This window comes from Oryzibacter oryziterrae (assembly GCF_021864535.1).
Lineage (GTDB): Bacteria > Pseudomonadota > Alphaproteobacteria > Rhizobiales > Pleomorphomonadaceae > Pleomorphomonas > Pleomorphomonas oryziterrae.
Genome location: NZ_JAKJIC010000003.1, coordinates 128,180 through 145,190 on the forward strand (window position 1 = coordinate 128,180; position 17,011 = coordinate 145,190).

Below are 17,011 nucleotides of genomic sequence, written 5' to 3' on the forward strand. Positions count from 1 at the left end.
CCTGGGGGAAGTGCGCCCTTGGGAAATGTCGGATCACTGGTCGAAGGGCGACTGGCAGACGCGCAGGCGGCCGTACATGTCGACCCAGGTGTTGTCATAGGAGTTGTAGGAGCGGTAGTGCGACGAGCACCAGGCGACGTGCGGGTCCATGCCGGCCTGCTGCATGTAGACCGGAGCGGGGCGCATGTAGACCGGCGGCGGCGGGGCGGGCTGCACATACATAGGCTCGGGCTGAGAGGGCTGCATCAGCGCGCCGGCCAGCAGGGCGCCGCCAACGATGCCGATGGCGCCAGCCACGAAGGCGTCGCGGTGGTTGTGGGAGGCGAAGGCGGGCGCCGGCAGAGCGGCGAGCGACGTGGCAATCACGACGGCGGAAATGGTGCCCTTGAACATGATATGTCCTCTCCTGAAATATGTTGTTCCGGCGCCGTGATGTGTCGTTCGCGGCGATCTGCAATCGGCTTACGGGATGAATTTGTCCGCAAGCAGGGCGGATTAAGGAAAAATTCAGGATATTTCGTACGTGGACTATTCGGACACGTGCAACTATGGTGTCGGCACCCCGTGTTATGCGTTTGATGGGAGGGGCTTGTGGCTCGTCGGTATGCAGTTCTGGACGTCTTCACTTCGCATGCTCTGAGCGGCAATCCGCTCGCCGTGGTGCTGGATTGCGAGGGGCTCGATACCGAGGCCATGCAGACCATCACGCGCGAGTTCAACCTGTCGGAGACCGTGTTCGTCGAAGCGCCTTCGCGCCCCGGCACGTCCGCCAAGATCCGCATCTTCACGCTGAACAAGGAACTGCCCTTCGCCGGCCATCCCACGGTCGGCACGGCCGTGCTTCTGGCGCATGAACGCCTCAAGGGCGTCGAGCGCGACACCGACGCCATGGTGGTGCTGGAAGAGCAGGTCGGCACCGTGCGCTGCGGCGCCGTGGTCAAGCCGGATGGCTCGGGCAAGGCCGTGTTCGATCTGCCCCGACTGCCGGAAGAGCAGGCCTTCCACGGCGATGTCGGCCTTGCGGCTTCCGCCCTCGGCCTCAATCGCGGCGACATCGGCTTTGAGAACCACGCCCCGTCCGTGTTCAACGCGGGTGGACCGACCTTCGTCTTCGTGCCGCTGTCCGGCCTTGATGCCATGCGCCGTATCCGCCGCGACATGTCGGTCTGGTCCGGTGCCTTCGGCGAGCCGAGCACCAACATCTTCGCCTATACCCGCGAATGCGTGAACAAGGGCCATGATTTCCACGCTCGCATGTTCGCCCCCGACCTCGGCCTCGGTGAGGACCCGGCCACCGGTTCGGCCGCCGCAGCCTTCGCCGGCGTCATCAAGCGCTTCGATCGCCCGTCCGATGGCGAGCGGAAGATCGTGATCGAGCAGGGCTACGAGATGGGCCGTCCCAGCCTGATCGAACTTGAGATCATCCTTGAAAAGGGCAAGCTCACCGGTGGGCGCCTGGGCGGCAACGCCAAGATCATCGCCCGCGGCGAGCTCTACGTCTGACGGACTTTTCCCGTTTGCGCCAAAATGAAAAGGCCGTCTGGAGTGCTCCAGACGGCCTTTGATGTTTGTGGCTGTCGCCCGATGGCTCAGGCGGCGTTGCGTTCGCTGTCCAGACGCCGCAGGAACTCGATGCGGTCGTTCACCTGGCTGAGGCCGTCGCGGTGCATGGAGACGATCGCCGACAGGCCGTTCATGGAGCGGTCGATGTTGCCGGACTGGGCGAAGATCTCCTCCACCTTGGTCACCACATCCTTGTAGCGCTCGCCCTCGCGGGAGAATTGCGCCTTGGTCGCCTCGATGATGGTGCCGAGGTGCGTCAGCGACTCCTCGATGGAGCCGATCGCCGCCTGGGTCTGGCCGAGCGTGGCCTTGGTGTCGTTGGCGAGCTTCTTGACTTCGCCCGCCACCACGCCGAAGCCGCGACCGGCTTCACCGGCCCGTGCGGCCTCGATGGTTGCGTTGAGCGCGAGCAGGTTGGTCTGGCCGGTGATGTTGTCGATCACCGCCAGCACCTGCCGGAGTGCGGTCAGTGACTGGCTGAGACTGCCGAACCTCTCCGCCAGCTCGTCCGTATGGGACACTTCGCCATTTCCCTCCTGGCGCAGGCCGCGGCTCATGGCGCCACGGATGCCGTCCATCACCTGGCCGACACCGCTCACTTCCGCCAGCACGTTCTCGATCTTGGCGGTGACGCCCAGATGTTCGGCGATCTGCTCGATGACACCCGAGCGCAGCTTGTTGAGGATCTCGACGCGCTTAAGGCGGCGGCCGGTGAAATAGTTGACGAAGCGGGCGTAGTGGATCGGGAAGTTGTCGATGAAGTCGTCCTTGTAGTCCTTCTCCACGTCGGCGAAGAACACGATGGCCGAGAGCGTCTGGTTGATGTTGATGCCGAACAGTTCGCCGAAGGTCGAGAAGCCGGCTGCCTGCACGGGGAAGATCCCGCCGGTGTTGCCGAGCGCCGAGCCATTGGACAGGCGGCGCAGGATGCAGTCATTCATCAGCACGGCCGCCGGCTTGGGTTTGCCGGTCAGGAACTTGGCGACATCGCGCTTGGTCTGCTCGACGAAGTCGGTGCTCTCCAGCAGCGACAGTTCGTCGCCCGAGCCCACGTCGCAATAGAAGGAGATGATCTCGCGATCGACGTCGATGCCGGAAACCGACCGGACGAAGACCTCGCTGTTGATCTCGATGCCGAAGGTCTTGTTGCCGAGCGCTGTCATGAGGTTGCGCGGCTCGACGCGCAATGCATCCGCAAGCGCCCGAACCAGCGAGACAACCTTGCCGGTTTTCGGATCCATCACGGCGCTGACCGTGCGGCGGTCGATGTCGGCGTCAACGACCACGAAGCTTGGGCCCGTCTTGCGGAAATTGTGGCTCTTCATCACGCCGTAGCGGTTGCCGGGTGCCATGCGCACGAAGACGACGATGGCATGGTTTTCCAGCGTGCGATTGCCATCGGACAGGCAGGTCTTCTTGAAGTCCAGCTTGCCGCCGGCCGAGCCGCCGACGAACAGGCAGGGGAAGCGGCCGTTCTCATAGACGGCTTCCATGAAATAGCTCTCCGAGTTGGAGAGGCCGTCGACAAAGGTCAGCGCAAAGGCGGTGCGGCTGTCGAGCTGGAAGGACGGGGTCACCGCGTTCAGCGCCTGCGAGATCTTGTGAACGCGTGTGTCGCGATCCATGCTGGGCCGGCCGGCGTGCAGGTCCTCGCTGAAAAGCGGTACGCTGAACACTTCGGCCCGATCGATCAGATCCGGCGAAAATACCTGCAGCACCACGCTGCGCCAACTGCCGTTGGCCTCGCAATAGAGCTTGGAAGCGCCGTTGGAACAGAGTTCGCCGGCCGTAGTGGACGCAACCAGTCGAGCGCCGCCGATCATGGACTTCAGCTTGCGAACCACGGCGTCGAAGTCCACATGCGGCGATATGAAAGCCAGCACCAGCGCGGCGGCTTTGCCGCTGAAGAGGAAGTCGTCTGCCTTGATGCCTGCCAGCCCGTCGTCCGTTGTCAATGATCGCACGGGAGGCTCGGTGTTCATGTGTGTCTGTTCTGCCGCCTTGGTGTCCACCATCACCGTCGGCTCAGTGTCAACAGGCTTTCGCGAGCGAAACAGGCTAAACATCAATCTCTCCAAGTCGCGGCGCAATCTGCCCATGCGCAGTTCCAGAAATCCCCCACTTTGTTGCCATAAGACGTCGGTTCGGATAATAATTGCTTAATTCTGACATAAGTAGTTCAACGTAGATAGTTGAATTGATTTTGTTTCATTGATCTAACTGTAGTGTGATTTGTAGTATAAATAAAACTGTATATAATTTTCTTTCGTGGATTGTCTCTGTTTTCCGTTGCTTCTGCGTGTCGCGCGCTTGGATGTTGTCTAATATTTTTGCCAGAGTTGTATGTGTAATTTATTGTTGTCCATTCTTTTCGTCTAGTTGCAAAGTATCCCGTAAATTGAACCAAAGGTGGCGCGCACCTTCCCAGGGAGGATGGGGTTGCTATGCTGAATAATATTCGATTTCATTTATTAATTGTCATTGCGGTGATTTTGCTGGCGCAGCTTCCGGCCCAAGCTGCTCCGGATCGACTTGTGAGTCTTGCAGATCTGCGCGATGGCGATCGGGCTGGCTATACCGGTGTCTATGTCATCAGCGGCAAGGCGCGTGCGGCACCATGTGCCATCACGCTGACAGATGAGCCCGCAGCGCCCGGATATGCCCTGAAAATTCCTGCGCGTTGCAAACGCGTTTTCCCGCTCCTCGCCGGCATGACAGCCTGGCGGCTCTATGAAAACGACGACATCCAGCTCATTGGCCCGCAGGCCGAGCTCTGGCTCCGCCAGCGAACCCGCGCAGGCGTCTACCATCTCCATCCGCGCGTCGGCGGCATGTCCCGCTTTTCATGGGACGGCACCTGGGACACCGGGGATTGATCTGCCGGTAGTGCCGGCCAAGGCCGCTTCAGGCCGCCGCCACGCTGCGCGCCGCCACGATGTCAACCCCGACACCGAGGGCGTCGGCCAGGATCACGTCGCCGGCCTTGATGGGGGCGGCCACCTCGACGGCTCTCAAGGCGTTCACGCAGTCGAAGATGCGTCCCTTGGGGATCGGCTTGGCGGAGACCACCGGCAGCAGCGCCAGCGCGCCGCCTTTCAGGCGCACAGTCGTGGTGACCATGCGTTTGGGGGCGATCACTTCTTCCGCCGCATAGGCCTGGCCGACGTCGCAGTTGAAGCCGTGCATGTCCACGACCTTGCCGTCCTCGAGGACGACATCGCCGCCGCAGCCGATCGGGCAGCCGATGCACTGGATGGGTTGGGTGACGCGGCTCATGCCTCTTCCTCCTCGAGCGCCTCGTCGTCGGCGCTCTCCGGCAAGGGTTCGATCGAAAATTCAAGACGCTGCCCGTCGCCATAGAGCAGCGACACCGGAATGTCGGCGACGATCATCTCGCTGGGCTTGACCACCTTCAGCTTGCGGTCCCACACCACCTCGCCGTCGGCGCGGAGCTGGATCACGGCGCGTCCCAGCGGCTGGCTGCCGCGGAAATAGAAGCGGACGGTCAGCTTGCCGGCTTCGGGCGCCGACAGCAGCTGCGGCACCACCGTGCGCAGGCCGGGACCGGCGTGCACCGGCTTTTGCGTGCCGGCGTCGGGCAGCAGGCCGAGCGCGTTGAGCGCGGCGGCGCGGCCGGCGATTTCCGCCTCCTGGCTCACGAAGTCGACGAGGTCATGCACGTGCAGCACATTGCCGGCGGCAAAGAAGCCGGGCACCGAGGTCCGACGGAACTGGTCGACCGACGCGCCGCTGGTGATCGGATCCATGGCGACGCCGGCGCCGCGGCCAAGTTCGTTCTCGGGGATCAACCCCACCGACAGCAACACCGTGTCGCAATCGAGGTCGAACTCCGTCCCGGCGATCGGCTGCAGCTTCTCGTCCACCTTGGCGACAGTGATGCCGGTCACCCGGTCGTTGCCGTGCACGGAAACCACCGAATGGCTGAGATAGAGCGGTATGCCGAAATCGTCGAGGCATTGCACGATGTTGCGCGTCAGCCCGTTGGAGTGGGGCATGATCTCGAACACCGCCTTCACCTTGGCGCCTTCCAGCGTCATGCGCCGCGCCATGATCAGGCCGATGTCGCCGGAGCCGACGATCACCACCTCGCGGCCGGGCAGATAGCCTTCCATGTTGACCATGCGCTGGGCCGCGCCGGCGGTGAACACGCCAGCCGGTCGTGAGCCTGGGGTGCGGATGGCGCCACGCGTGCGTTCGCGGCAGCCCATGGAATGAACGACCGACTTGGCCTTGACGATCGAGACGCCCTTGTCGGGGCTGACGCAGCGCACCGTGCCGCCGGCGGCTGTTTCCAGCACGGTGGTGTCGAGCCAAATGTCGATGTCGGTTTCGCCCACCATGTCCACATAGCGCTGGGCGTAACCCGGACCGGTCAGCTCGGTCTTGAAGCGGCGCAAGCCGAAGCCGTTGTGGATGCACTGCTGCAGGATGCCGCCGAGCTCGTGGTCGCGCTCGATGATCAGCACGCGCTCGGCGCCGGCCTTGCGGGCGGCCAGCGCCGCGGCCATGCCGGCCGGACCGCCGCCGATGGTCACCACGTCGTAGACATGCTCAGACATAAGCGCTCTCCTCGCCGATGGTTTCCGCGCGCGGATAGAACAGGTAGGACTCGCTTGAGTCCTTGCGGACCTCCGTGATGGGAATGCCCAGTTCGCGGGCCAGGATGGCGGTGACGCGCGGGCCACAGAAGCCGCCCTGGCAGCGTCCGGAACCCGCGCGCACCCGGCGCTTCACCCCGTCCACCGTTCGCGCTCCGCAGGGGGCATGGATCGCAGCAACGATCTCCGCCTCCGTCACGGTTTCGCAGCGGCAGATGACGCGGCCATTCAGGGGATCGGCGGCGATCAGCGCCGCCTGTTCATGGGGTTCAAGCTCGCTGAAGTGCGCCCGCCGGGGATTTTCCGGGATGAACTTCGCGTTGGCTTGCAGGCGGAGGCCGGCGTCGGCCAGCATTTCCACCACGGCTTCGGCGATGGCCGGCGCGGCGGTGAGACCGGGCGACTGGATGCCGGCGGCGTGGAACAGGCCGCCGAGAGCCGGGGAGGGGGCCAGGATGAAGTCCTTGCCGCCATCGGCGCGCAGGCCGGAGAACTCGGTGATCGCCGCCTGCACCGGCACATCCGGCACGATCTGGCGGGCGCCGGCGATGATGGCGGCGAGGCCGTCGCGCGTCGTCTCGTGATCCTCGGGATCGTCGACGGCGAAGGAGTTGGGGCCGATGAACACGTTGCCGTGCACCGTCGGCGATACCAGGATGCCCTTGGACACCTTGTCCGGCGTCGGGAACAGCACGGTCCGGACGAGATGGCCGACCGACTTGTCGAGCAGCACATATTCGCCCTTGCGCGGGCGGATCGAGAAGCTGTCGTCCTGGGCGAGGCGCGCCACCTGGGCCGAATGCACGCCGGCGGCGTTGATGGCAAAGCGTGTGGCGATCCGGCCCTTGGTGGTCTCCACCGCCTTCAGGGTCCCGTTCTCCGTGACGAAGCCGTTGATGGCGCATTCGGTGACGACCTTGCCGCCGTTGCGCACCGCGTTGTCGGCAAAGCCCGTGGTGGCGAGGAAGGGGCAGGCGACGGCGGCGCTCGGCGCCCAGAGCGCGCCCTTGACGTCGCGGGCGACGCCGGGCTCGAAGGCGATGGTCTCGTCGGCGCTCCAGAGTTCGAGGCCGGGCACGCCGTTGATGGCGCCGCGGGCCAGAAGCCTCTCGAGTTCCTGCAGCTGCTCGTCGGTCTTGGCCACCACCAGCGAGCCGATCTCGCGGCGCGCGATGCCGAGCCCTTCGGCGATATCCTTGTAGAGCCTGGAGCCGCGCACGTTGAGTCGTGCCTTCCAGGTGCCGGGTTCTGCGTCGAAGCCGGCGTGCAGGATGCCGCTGTTGGCCTTGGAGGTGCCGGTCGCCACGTCGGGCGCCTTTTCGATCAGCACCGCCGACAGGCGGTATTTGGTCAGCTCGCGCAGGATGGCCGCACCGACCACGCCGCCGCCGATGACGACGACATCGGCTTCAGCCGGCAAGGTGCGAGGGGAAATGCTCTGGGCCATGGCCGGTTCCGTCCCTATTGGACTCCGCGTTCGCTCCCGCGGATCGGTCCTGCCCCTATATCTGTTGATGCGCGATAATTTGTCTATTTGGTTCGAATACGAATGCAAACGAAACTGAAATGTATAATCCGAGGTGGTTTGGCGATGGGCTGGTGAAGTTCACGCCTTTGCTCAACTTTGGAAACGAAAATGCCGCCGGAGGGGAGCCGGCGGCAAGTTGGGAGGAGCAGGGTTATCGGAACCTGCCTTGAAATTCGCTGGCGTGCGGCGCAAACCTGAGCCAGACGCCCGCGCCAGCAGAATTTCCGGTCAGGTTCTCAGAAGAAGCCGAGCTTCTTCGGGTTATAGGAGACCAGGAGATTCTTGGTCTGCTGATAGTGGTCGAGCATCATCGAGTGGGTCTCGCGGCCGATGCCGGACTGCTTGTAGCCACCGAAGGCCGCGTGGGCCGGGTAGGCGTGGTAGCAGTTGGTCCAGACGCGGCCGGCCTGGATGTTGCGGCCGAAGCGGTAGAGGCGGTTGGCATCGCGGCTCCACACGCCGGCGCCGAGGCCGTAGAGCGTGTCGTTGGCGATGTGCAGGGCCTCGTCCTCGTCCTTGAAGGTGGTAACGGACACCACCGGCCCGAAGATCTCTTCCTGGAACACGCGCATCTTGTTGTTGCCGTGGAAGACGGTCGGGTTGATGTAGAAGCCGCCTTCGAGGTCGCCGCCGAGATGGGCGCGCGAGCCGCCGGTCAGCACTTCGGCGCCTTCGCCGCGGCCGATGTCGATGTAGCTCAGGATCTTGTTGAGCTGCTCTTCGGAGGCCTGGGCGCCGATCATGGTGGAGGGATCGAGCGGGCTGCCCTGCTTGATCGCCTTCACGCGGGCCAGAGCCCGGTCCATGAACTTGTCGTAGATGTTCTCCTGGATCAGCGCGCGGCTCGGGCAGGTGCAGACTTCACCCTGGTTGAGGGCGAACATCACGAAGCCTTCGATCGCCTTGTCGAAGAACTCGTCGTCATCGGCCAGCACGTCCGAGAAGAAGATGTTGGGCGACTTGCCGCCGAGTTCCAGCGTCACCGGGATCAGGTTCTGAGACGCATACTGCATGATCAGCCGGCCGGTCGAGGTCTCGCCGGTGAAGGCGATCTTGGCGATGCGCGGCGAGGAGGCGAGCGGCTTGCCCGCTTCGAGGCCGAAGCCGTTGACCACGTTGAGCACGCCGGGCGGCAAGAGGTCGCCGATGATGTCCATCAGCACCAGGATCGAGGCCGGGGTCTGCTCGGCGGGCTTGAGCACGATGCAGTTGCCGGCGGCCAGCGCCGGGGCGAGCTTCCACACGGCCATCAGCAGCGGGAAGTTCCACGGAATGATCTGGCCGACGACGCCGAGCGGCTCATGGAAGTGATAGGCGATGGTGTCGTGGTCGATCTCGGACAGCGTACCTTCCTGGGCACGGACGCAGCCGGCGAAATAGCGGAAGTGGTCGATGGCCAGCGGCAGGTCGGCGGCGGTCGTCTCACGGATCGGCTTGCCGTTGTCCCAGGTCTCGGCCAGGGCGAGAACCGCGAGATTCTCTTCCATGCGGTCGGCGATCTTGTTCAGGATGTAGGCGCGCTGGGCGACGTTGGTCTTGCCCCACTTCTCCTTGGCGGCATGGGCAGCGTCGAGCGCGAATTCGATGTCGGCGGCTTCCGAGCGGGCCACTTCGCAAATCTTCTGGCCGTTGATCGGCGAGATGTTGTCGAAGGTCTTGCCGCTCTTGGCGTCATGCCAGTCGCCGTTGATGTAGTTGCCATACTTGGTGCGGAACGGCAGATCGGTGGCCTTGATGGGGCTCTGGTAAGTCATGGTGTTGTCCTCCCGGATGTGTCGCGTCCTCATCGCGATGACCGGAGGATTGCGTAAGTGAAAACCGAACTCTAGTCCGTCACTCAGGTTTTGCGGTGCCCACTGTCGCAGATCTGCGACACTGCATATGTCGATTTCAATCGATTGATGTAGCGCCTGCCCGGCCGTGCAGACCGAGCTTGTTGATCTTGCGGTGCAGCGTGGCGCGGCTGATGCCGAGCAGCTCAGCGGCTTGCGAAACATTGCCCTTGGCGCGGGCCAGCGCCCGCTGCACCACGGCCCGCTCGCCGGCGGCCAGATCTTCCACTTCCCGCTGTTGTGCGATCAGATCGCCGACGGGAATGCGCCCGTCGAGATCGGCGCCGGTGAGGCCGAGCAGCTGCCGGGCGGCGCGGGTGGCGCCGACGATCAGGTCGTGGCTGTCGACGGCCACCAGCGCATCGGCGCGCGCCTCGGGCGAGGGGGCCAGCAGCACGCGCGCCTTGGGGAAGGCGTGGCGGAACAGGTCGCATTCGATACGGCGCGCCGCGTCGGTCACCGACTGGGCGATCAGCGTCAGGAAGCCTTCCGTCAGGTCGGCGCGGCAGGAGGAAACGTCGATCACCGCCGCCAGTTGCCCATCGGCGTCATGAATGGGCGACGAGGTGCAGCTCAGGAGCGCGTTGCGGCTGAAGAAATGCTGGTCGCGGTGGATGGTCACCGGCCGCTGTTCGGCCAGCGCCGTGCCTATGCCGTTGGTCCCCTCGGCGCTCTCGCTCCATTGGGTCCCGACCCAGAGGCCCCAGTCGCGGAAGGTGGCGTCGTCGCCCGCTGCACCGCGCCGTTCGATCGGCACGCCATTGCGATCGGCCAGCAGTACGCAGCAGCCGACACCTCCGACGGCCGCATGCAGGCGGTCCATGGCGGTCTCGGCGCAGGCGATCAGCGGTTCCATCCGCTGGCGGGCTTGCTTGAACTCTTCTTCCGTCAACCGCCAGACCGGCGCGCGCGGCGCTGCCGGGTCGAGCTTGTGCAGGGCGGACGAGCGTTGCCAGGACGCGGTCAGCGCAGAGCGGGCCGAGCCGCCGGTGCGCAGGGCGTCAATGACGCGCTGGACGTGATGACCATCTGACTTGTCCACGCTTTCCTCCCCAAGAAGCGTTGGTCGTGATTGGCCTGTTTGGCTGTCCGCGTCCTCCGAGCCGGCGACAAGCGGACTGCCGGTCCTCCATGTGCTTTGGCGCCCTGCGCCGCCGCTCTCCCGGCGGTGTGGCGACAGTGCGTCATACCCCTTACATAAACCTGCGGATCGGCGGATACAATGACCTGAGTGGCTAAGCCGGCAACCCTGGCGTCTCTCGGCTTGGCCTGCGTGCGGCACTGATCCGCCGCTTTCGGCGTGGGTCGGCCTCAGGAGCTCAGGCCACTGTCCCGAAGATCCAGCCGACGAGGGCTGTGGCCAGCATGGCGATCGCGCCCCACACGGTCACCCGAAGCGCACCGCGCGCCATCGGAGCGCCGCCGATCCGCGCGCCTGTGGCGCCGAGTGCCACCAGGGCCAGCAGGGTTGCCAGCCCGACGCCGATCACCAGATCCGTTGCCGGGATCACGGCGGCCACGATGAGTGGCAGCGCTGCGCCGATGGCAAACGTGCCGGCCGAGACCAGCCCGGCCTGGATTGGCCGCGCGGCCATGGACGGGGTGATGCCCAGTTCGTTGCGGGCGTGGGCAGTCAGAGCGTCTCCGGCCATCATCTCCTGCGCCACCTGCAGCGCCAGTCCGGGCGACAGGCCCCGGTCTTGATAGATCTGCGCCAGTTCTGCCAGCTCGCCGGGCGGATCTGCCTTGAGTTCAGCCGCTTCCCGCGCCATGTCTGCAGCTTCCGTATCTGCCTGGCTGCTGACGTAGACATACTCTCCTGCCGCCATCGACATGGCGCCGGCCACGAGCCCGGCAATGCCGGCCACCATGACCGCGCCCTTGTCGGGGGCCGCGGCGGCTACGCCGATCATCAGGCTGGCGGTCGAGAGAATGCCGTCGTTGGCCCCCAGCACGGCAGCGCGCAGCCAGCCGATCCGGGTTACGAGATGCGTTTCGCCATGAGCGCGCGGCATGGTGATCAGCCCAGCTTCACTGGAAACATCACCTCGTTGCGGCGCATGAACCAGAGCGTCCATGGCGGATTGTAGCGCGCAAGCGAAACCCGCCCGCTCGGCACCAGCCCGCGCGCCCGGACCAGAGCCGTCAGCTTGGAGGCCTGTTCGGACACTTTCGCCACGCTGGTCAGGCCGGAGAAGCGCAAGACCGCATAGCGGGCGGCGGGCATCGATCGCAACTGCACCTGCGGATCGTTGGGGATCGGCAAGTCGGCCAGCGCATAGGCGCTCGGCATGGTAAAGCGCACCAGCCAGTGGCCGGTTGGCGCGCCGATCAGCGTCACAGGCGCTGTCATGGCGATCTTTTCGCCCCCCGCGCCGTTGCCGACCGGGGTAGCCATCGCAACATGCGGGCTCTTGGCGTTGGCGCCGAAGATATAGTTCGCCAACGGTCGGAATCCCTTGCCCCCGGCAGCCTGCTGATCTCCCGTCACGGCCACCTCGGCAACGATGCACGGAGCGTAATCGCGCAACTCAAAGGCCCCCTCCTTGAGGACAAGGCTGAACTTCGGCTCTTCGATGGTCATTGTGACGGCCTTTCGGGAGGGTGGGAGCGGTTTCCAACTGTGCTCCTGAAATGCGCCGCGGGGCAGGCTCGGAATATGCGCAGGGAAGTCCGGCCACGATACTTTCGGCCTGCGCCTGGCCTCATCTGAAGGGCTCCTCCAACCGCGATTGCCGAAATTTTGCCCTTGTCCAATCGCCTATCGCTATATACCTTGCTACATAACGATAGGCGCGACTGCCTGCGAGGCGCCATGTGTGAGACGTCGCCACTCTTCTCCTCTGAAACCGACATCGCCGCTGTGGTCTACCAGCCGGGTGACGATCCGGACGGATTGCTTGCCCATTTCGCCCGTTTGCGCCTTGGCGAGGGCTATGATGTGCTCGGCCTGCTGCAGCGCCGCCGCGATAGGAGCAGTCCAGGCCCCGGCAAGGTCGACTTCCGCCTGATGCCTGCCTTCGAATGGGATGAACCGGCGCCGGCGCTGCGGGACGACCGCCCCGCCTCGACGCTTCTGCCCGAGTTGGGCCGTCGTCTGGCCGACCTGCTGCCCCGCCGCCCCGATCTTCTGCTGATGAGCCGTTATGGCCGCGCCGAGACCCGCGGCGAGGGCCTCATCGACCTGTTGTCCCACGTGGCCGACACCGGCATCCCCACCCTGATCGCCGTCCCCGAGGCCCTGTTCCCGCACTGGACCCAAACCACCGCCGGCATGGCCGTGCGGCTGTGTCCGTCGACGAACGCCTTGGAGCGTTGGTGGACGTCGCTCGGCCTGGGGCCGCGACGGCCTCTGCCGGCGCAGACGGGATGCGTGCACGCGGGTATGTGAGGGATCTGCCTCCTGCGGGGGCTATGCCTCGCCGCGGCAGGAGACATTCCAGGTCTGCCCTCACTTGGTGATGTTTCCCCGCGCGCTTGCCTGCCACACCTTCACGTCGCGAACCTTGAAGGGAAGGTTGTCGCCGGTTCCGAGCAGCAGGACATAGTGGTGTCTGTCCATGACGCCAAACGCCCACGGTTGCCTGTCCGGGATCGGAGCCTCGTTTTCGTACTTCTTCCACGTCAAGGTCTGGCCCACGCGTCGACCGTTGAAGAAGCGGGTCAGACTGCCTGGGGTCGTATCGGTGGCGGGAATCCAGAGCATGCCCACCGTTTGATACTGGCCCCAGTCCACCGCCGGTTCGGGGTGCCTGTGTCCGATGCCGGGCCTCGGGGCCTGCGTGTACCAGCCGTTGGCCGGAGGTCCGTACCATTCGTGAATTTCGGTGGCGAAGTCGTTGGTCTCGTGGGGGTAGGACATTTCGAAAATGTCTGGCTCAACGAAATGCACGAAGTCATTGCCTTCGCCCTGCCACAGGGCCGCGTCTGCGAGCGGGCCATTCTGCTTGGCGCGCAGCAACATCAGTTCGATCGGCTCCAGCCAAAAGGAAGGCCATCCGCGGCGCAGCGAACCGCTGCCATCCCAATCGGATTGCGCTGCCAGTGTTGACGGCGGCATCCTGATCTTGGCTTCGATATAGGCGCCGCCCCCAAAGACGGTGCCGACAAAACTGTCCCCTTCCAGTGCTGCGCTGGCGATCTGGGCGTTCGAGTTTCCGGGATTTGCCGAACCGTTGATGGTCAGCTCGCCGTTGGACAGGCCAATCTTTGTGGCGTCCGTGGTGTAGAAAAGAAAGTTGTTGAGATACAACTTCTTGCCGGATCTTTGCGGTGTGACCAAGTTGATCTGGTCGGGCGTCAATCCGGTGGTGTCGAAAGTAAGCTGCCGATAGCCCGCGGCCTTGAGCGCCGCTTCCACACTGTCGTCGGCAACGGGAACTGGCTTGGGGGTGAGAGTCCCCGTCCCTTTCGAGGCTTGGGTGCCGGTCTTTGGAGGTTGCTTGCCGTCCTGCGCCTGCGCAGTTGTCCAGGGGCTGCAAAGCGCAATCAGAATTGCACTTACGGTGATCACAGTCCGAACCGTGAGGATGTTTGCTTTGGAGTCCGCTGCCATTGTGCCTTTCCGAGATCTGCAGGGAGGCAGGCGATCATCTCCGCCTCCGGTGCATCACGTCACTGGGCGACCGATGAAAGGGTCGGCCTTGCTGGTTCGATCAGGACTGGGCCCAGCCAGAAGACTCACGCCCAGACAGCGTATTTCCTAGGTAACTTTGGCGGGGCCGAGGCCGCAAGATGACAGTCTGAAGACCGACGCCTCACAAGAGGCTCGCGCCGGCTCGGATTGCGCCCTTGTTGCAGGGCAGGCAAAGACCGGCACCGCCATGGTGTTGGCCGTGCCTTTGGGGCTCCTTTGCCCGCCCCGCCGAGGCCGGGCGCGTCAGCACAATCCGTCAGCGGAGCAAAAGGGTAACGGCCTTGCCGGCATAGTCAACCACGATGCCTGTGCTGCCGCTGAAGGGCGTCACGTCGCCTTCGCAGCAGATGACAGTGAACCGGCGCGACGGGGGCATGTCCGGGTAGCTGCCCTGGCGGTCGCCGATCGTCAGGCACCGCGCCGCATCGTCCCAGTGCAAGGCAATCCGGGTACACGCGCCGTTCTCGTAGGCCGGGCTGACGCCGTCATCTTCATAAAGATCAAAGTGGCCGTCGTCGCCGGGGAACAGGAAGAGCGCGATCTGATCGGTGCACTGCCCTTGCGTCGATTGCCGGATGGGACCGAAGGGCAGGATGCTGCCGGCCTTCACATGAACCGGGATGCGATCGATCGGGCAGGCCACCTTGTGGACGTCGCCGCCTGCGCGCCGCTCTCCGCTCCACAGGTCGATCCAACCGCCCGCGCTGACAGGCAGATAGACCGGCCAGGATTCCGTTCTCGGGGCGAATACCGGGGCGATGTGCAGGCAACTTCCGAACATGTAGCTATGCGCTACGTCTAGGGCCTTCGCGTCATCGGGGAAGTCAAAGACGAGAGGGCGCATCATCGGCAGGCCGGTGGCGGTTGTCTCTGCCGCCAGGCTGTAGATATAGGGCAGGAGGCGATAGCGCAGCTCGAGATAGGACCGGCAAATGGTCTCCACCAGCACACCGTAGCGCCAGAATTCGGTGTCGCTCTCGAACCCGTGGACGCGCTGGATCGGCAGGAAGGTCGCGTATTGGAACCAGCGGATCAGGCGTTCCCAATAGTCCGGACTGGCATATTGCCCTGCGCCGGGGCGGAAGAAGCCGCCGGCGTCGACGGTCCAATAGGCATAGCCGGCGGCGGCCATGTTGAGACCCGCCGGAATCTGGTTTCGGAGAGTCACCCAGTCGTTGCCGATGTCGCCAGACCATGTGATGGCCGGATATTGCTGCTGTCCGGGAAAGGCGCTGCGGGTCAGGATGAGACCACGCCGGTCGGGCACCGAGGCTCGCCAGGATCGGGCGACGGCCTTCGTCACTTCAAGAGGATAGGCGAGCTGCACATGCTCGCCGCGTCCCACGGCCGTCATGCGGCCAGCCAGATCGTCGTTCTCCGGTTCGGTCGCGTCCTGCCACCAGGCATCGATGCCGAAGCGCCGCAGGCGCGTTTCCTGTTCGCTGGCATAGAATTCGGCCGCTTCCGGATTGAAGAAGTCCACCCATTCGGTGCCTGCAATATAGTAGCCCCGGCGCCCGAACTCCTGGCCCAGCTCGGAACTCGGATCGATGCGCGCCCAGACAGACAGCATCAGGCGGGCGTCCCGTCGGTGAACCTCGTCAAGCAGCCCCTTCGGGTCCGGATACATCGCCTCATCGAAGCGCATCGCGTTCCAGCCGTGATCGCCCCAATATTGCCAGTCCTGCACGATGACATCGAGAGGCAGGTCGCGCTTGCGGAACTCGTCGAGCGTCTCGAGAATCTCGGCGGAGGAATGGAAGCGCTCGCGGCAGTGGATGTAGCCGAAGGCCCAGAGCGGCAGCATCGGCGTGGTGCCCAGAAGCGCGCGATAGCCGCCCATGACCTCGCCGGCACTCGGTCCGGCGATAACCATATAGTCGATGGCCGCCGCGACCGGCGAGCGCCAGACCGTCCGGTCATGCGCCAATCCAAAGTGCAGCACCGGCTCGTCGGTGTCGTTTGCCTCCACTTTCACCACATGCTTGCCGGCAGTCAGATCGGCGAGGAAGCTGGTGGTCGGCGGGAGCCAGAAATTGTCGTGATGGGCCAGCGTCTGCCCATCGATCTCGACCCGATAGAAGGTCCCCATCTTCTTGCCGATATCGAGCAGCAGTGCGTGACGGCCGGCAACGGCAACGTCGATCTCCGCTTCGAAGAGGGCCATCTGCCGCTTGACCTCGATGCCGCCGGACGTTGTGGAGACGGTGGCCACCTCTGCCCGCACCACCGAGCGCTTCGCCAGCACGACCTGCTCGGGAGGCGGGTTGAGTTCGGCGCGGCCGCGATGGTGCCAGAGGAGGCCGTAACCGCGGCTCGACAGGAGGAAGGGCAGGCTGATCTGGGTGTTGACCTGCGTCAGGCGGCGCGGCAGGCCGCGCAAGTCGAGCGCGCCATCCTGGAAGCAGCCCGTGCCATAGAGGCGCTCGTCGACCGGGGACTCGAACGCCTGCTCGGCCACGTGAACATCCTCGTCGCCCAGCTTGGCCGCGACCAGCCGCCGGCCATCTTCGGCTTCGGCAAGCAGGAGGGTACCGTTGCGATCAAAGAAGCGCAGACGACCCGTCCCTTCGCTGAACTCGCAGCGAATGTGCGGCAGGTCCAGACGAATGACGCCGTCGGCCGCCTGGATGCGCGGCGCTGGAGCGGCCGGTCGCCCTCGTTGCAGGATCTCGCTTTCCGGCAGCTCGTCTTCGGTGCCTTCGGGTGTGATCCGCACCCGGAAGGCGCGGTCGGATACGGCCGATATGCAGAGCAAGCCTTGCGCGGTGGCGCGGGCAAGGTCAGGCCGGGTGCCTGTGGTCGCTGGTAGTCCCTGGGTCATGATACGTTG

14 protein-coding genes are annotated in these 17,011 nt (G+C 64.6%); 3 read left to right on the forward strand and 11 right to left on the reverse strand.

Going from position 1 to position 17,011, the window contains the following annotated elements:
* Positions 1 to 33: 33 nt before the first annotated feature.
* Positions 34 to 393 carry a BA14K family protein gene (locus L2I41_RS05095; protein ID WP_237152431.1) on the reverse strand — a complete coding sequence of 120 codons (360 nt, stop codon included), beginning with the start codon at positions 391 to 393 and terminating at the stop codon, positions 34 to 36.
* Between the two features lie 198 nt (positions 394 to 591).
* Here L2I41_RS05095 and L2I41_RS05100 point away from each other — a divergent pair, with 198 nt between their 5' ends.
* Positions 592 to 1,503, forward strand: coding sequence for a PhzF family phenazine biosynthesis protein (locus L2I41_RS05100; RefSeq protein ID WP_237152432.1), 912 nt, complete (start codon positions 592 to 594; stop codon positions 1,501 to 1,503).
* A gap of 86 nt (positions 1,504 to 1,589) precedes the next feature.
* Here the strand turns inward: L2I41_RS05100 and L2I41_RS21520 are convergent, their stop codons facing one another.
* A complete protein-coding gene (locus L2I41_RS21520; protein WP_304610545.1) occupies positions 1,590 to 3,629 on the reverse strand; it encodes a methyl-accepting chemotaxis protein in 2,040 nt (679 codons plus the stop codon).
* Positions 3,630 to 4,007: 378 nt separating this feature from the next.
* On the opposite strand from L2I41_RS21520, the gene L2I41_RS05115 reads away from it, so the two are divergent.
* Positions 4,008 to 4,439, forward strand: coding sequence for an AprI/Inh family metalloprotease inhibitor (locus L2I41_RS05115; protein WP_237152433.1), 432 nt, complete (start codon positions 4,008 to 4,010; stop codon positions 4,437 to 4,439).
* A 28-nt stretch (positions 4,440 to 4,467) separates the two neighbouring features.
* On the opposite strand, the gene L2I41_RS05120 is transcribed toward L2I41_RS05115, so the two are convergent.
* The 7 genes from L2I41_RS05120 to L2I41_RS05150 all read right to left on the reverse strand — a co-directional run bounded on the left by L2I41_RS05120 (position 4,468) and on the right by L2I41_RS05150 (position 12,126).
* Entirely contained in the window at positions 4,468 to 4,839 is a 372-nt protein-coding gene (locus tag L2I41_RS05120) for a DUF1667 domain-containing protein (protein ID WP_237152434.1), read from the reverse strand.
* Positions 4,836 to 6,143: an NAD(P)/FAD-dependent oxidoreductase gene (locus L2I41_RS05125; RefSeq protein WP_237152435.1), complete on the reverse strand. Its 1,308-nt coding sequence runs from the start codon at positions 6,141 to 6,143 to the stop codon at positions 4,836 to 4,838. Before L2I41_RS05125 ends, L2I41_RS05120 begins: the two co-directional genes overlap by 4 nt.
* Positions 6,136 to 7,629 (reverse strand): NAD(P)/FAD-dependent oxidoreductase, encoded by a 1,494-nt coding sequence (locus L2I41_RS05130; protein ID WP_237152436.1) that lies wholly within the window; start codon positions 7,627 to 7,629, stop codon positions 6,136 to 6,138. Before L2I41_RS05130 ends, L2I41_RS05125 begins: the two co-directional genes overlap by 8 nt.
* A 317-nt stretch (positions 7,630 to 7,946) precedes the next feature.
* Positions 7,947 to 9,464 (reverse strand): aldehyde dehydrogenase, encoded by a 1,518-nt coding sequence (gene adh, locus L2I41_RS05135; protein ID WP_237152437.1) that lies wholly within the window; start codon positions 9,462 to 9,464, stop codon positions 7,947 to 7,949.
* A gap of 136 nt (positions 9,465 to 9,600) precedes the next feature.
* Complete coding sequence (locus L2I41_RS05140; protein ID WP_237152438.1) at positions 9,601 to 10,584, reverse strand: GAF domain-containing protein; 984 nt, start codon at positions 10,582 to 10,584, stop codon at positions 9,601 to 9,603.
* Positions 10,585 to 10,861: 277 nt separating this feature from the next.
* Positions 10,862 to 11,557: a VIT1/CCC1 transporter family protein gene (locus L2I41_RS05145; RefSeq protein ID WP_237152439.1), complete on the reverse strand. Its 696-nt coding sequence runs from the start codon at positions 11,555 to 11,557 to the stop codon at positions 10,862 to 10,864.
* Between the two features lie 5 nt (positions 11,558 to 11,562).
* On the reverse strand, positions 11,563 to 12,126 hold the full coding sequence (locus tag L2I41_RS05150; RefSeq protein ID WP_237152440.1) for an SOUL family heme-binding protein: 564 nt from the start codon (positions 12,124 to 12,126) through the stop codon (positions 11,563 to 11,565).
* A gap of 231 nt (positions 12,127 to 12,357) precedes the next feature.
* On the opposite strand from L2I41_RS05150, the gene L2I41_RS05155 reads away from it, so the two are divergent.
* Complete coding sequence (locus tag L2I41_RS05155; RefSeq protein ID WP_237152441.1) at positions 12,358 to 12,933, forward strand: DUF2478 domain-containing protein; 576 nt, start codon at positions 12,358 to 12,360, stop codon at positions 12,931 to 12,933.
* A gap of 60 nt (positions 12,934 to 12,993) precedes the next feature.
* Here L2I41_RS05155 and L2I41_RS05160 read toward each other — a convergent pair whose 3' ends face one another.
* The gene (locus L2I41_RS05160; RefSeq protein ID WP_237152442.1) at positions 12,994 to 14,097 is read right to left on the reverse strand and encodes a LamG domain-containing protein; all 1,104 of its coding nucleotides are present in this window, start codon (positions 14,095 to 14,097) and stop codon (positions 12,994 to 12,996) included.
* A gap of 337 nt (positions 14,098 to 14,434) precedes the next feature.
* Positions 14,435 to 17,002 (reverse strand): glycoside hydrolase family 31 protein, encoded by a 2,568-nt coding sequence (locus L2I41_RS05165; protein WP_237152443.1) that lies wholly within the window; start codon positions 17,000 to 17,002, stop codon positions 14,435 to 14,437.
* Positions 17,003 to 17,011: the final 9 nt, after the last annotated feature.

Excerpts from the sequence above, each read along its gene's own strand:
- L2I41_RS05150 (WP_237152440.1), bottom strand. The coding sequence starts at position 12,126 with ATGACCATCGAAGAGCCGAAGTTCAGCCTTGTCCTCAAGGAGGGGGCC.
- L2I41_RS05160 (WP_237152442.1), bottom strand. The coding sequence starts at position 14,097 with ATGGCAGCGGACTCCAAAGCAAACATCCTCACGGTTCGGACTGTGATC.
- L2I41_RS05095 (WP_237152431.1), bottom strand. The coding sequence starts at position 393 with ATGTTCAAGGGCACCATTTCCGCCGTCGTGATTGCCACGTCGCTCGCC.
- L2I41_RS05155 (WP_237152441.1), top strand. The coding sequence starts at position 12,358 with ATGTGTGAGACGTCGCCACTCTTCTCCTCTGAAACCGACATCGCCGCT.
- adh (WP_237152437.1), bottom strand. The coding sequence starts at position 9,464 with ATGACTTACCAGAGCCCCATCAAGGCCACCGATCTGCCGTTCCGCACC.
- L2I41_RS21520 (WP_304610545.1), bottom strand. The coding sequence starts at position 3,629 with ATGTTTAGCCTGTTTCGCTCGCGAAAGCCTGTTGACACTGAGCCGACG.
- L2I41_RS05115 (WP_237152433.1), top strand. The coding sequence starts at position 4,008 with ATGCTGAATAATATTCGATTTCATTTATTAATTGTCATTGCGGTGATT.
- L2I41_RS05145 (WP_237152439.1), bottom strand. The coding sequence starts at position 11,557 with ATGCCGCGCGCTCATGGCGAAACGCATCTCGTAACCCGGATCGGCTGG.
- L2I41_RS05165 (WP_237152443.1), bottom strand. The coding sequence starts at position 17,002 with ATGACCCAGGGACTACCAGCGACCACAGGCACCCGGCCTGACCTTGCC.
- L2I41_RS05125 (WP_237152435.1), bottom strand. The coding sequence starts at position 6,143 with ATGTCTGAGCATGTCTACGACGTGGTGACCATCGGCGGCGGTCCGGCC.
- L2I41_RS05120 (WP_237152434.1), bottom strand. The coding sequence starts at position 4,839 with ATGAGCCGCGTCACCCAACCCATCCAGTGCATCGGCTGCCCGATCGGC.
- L2I41_RS05130 (WP_237152436.1), bottom strand. The coding sequence starts at position 7,629 with ATGGCCCAGAGCATTTCCCCTCGCACCTTGCCGGCTGAAGCCGATGTC.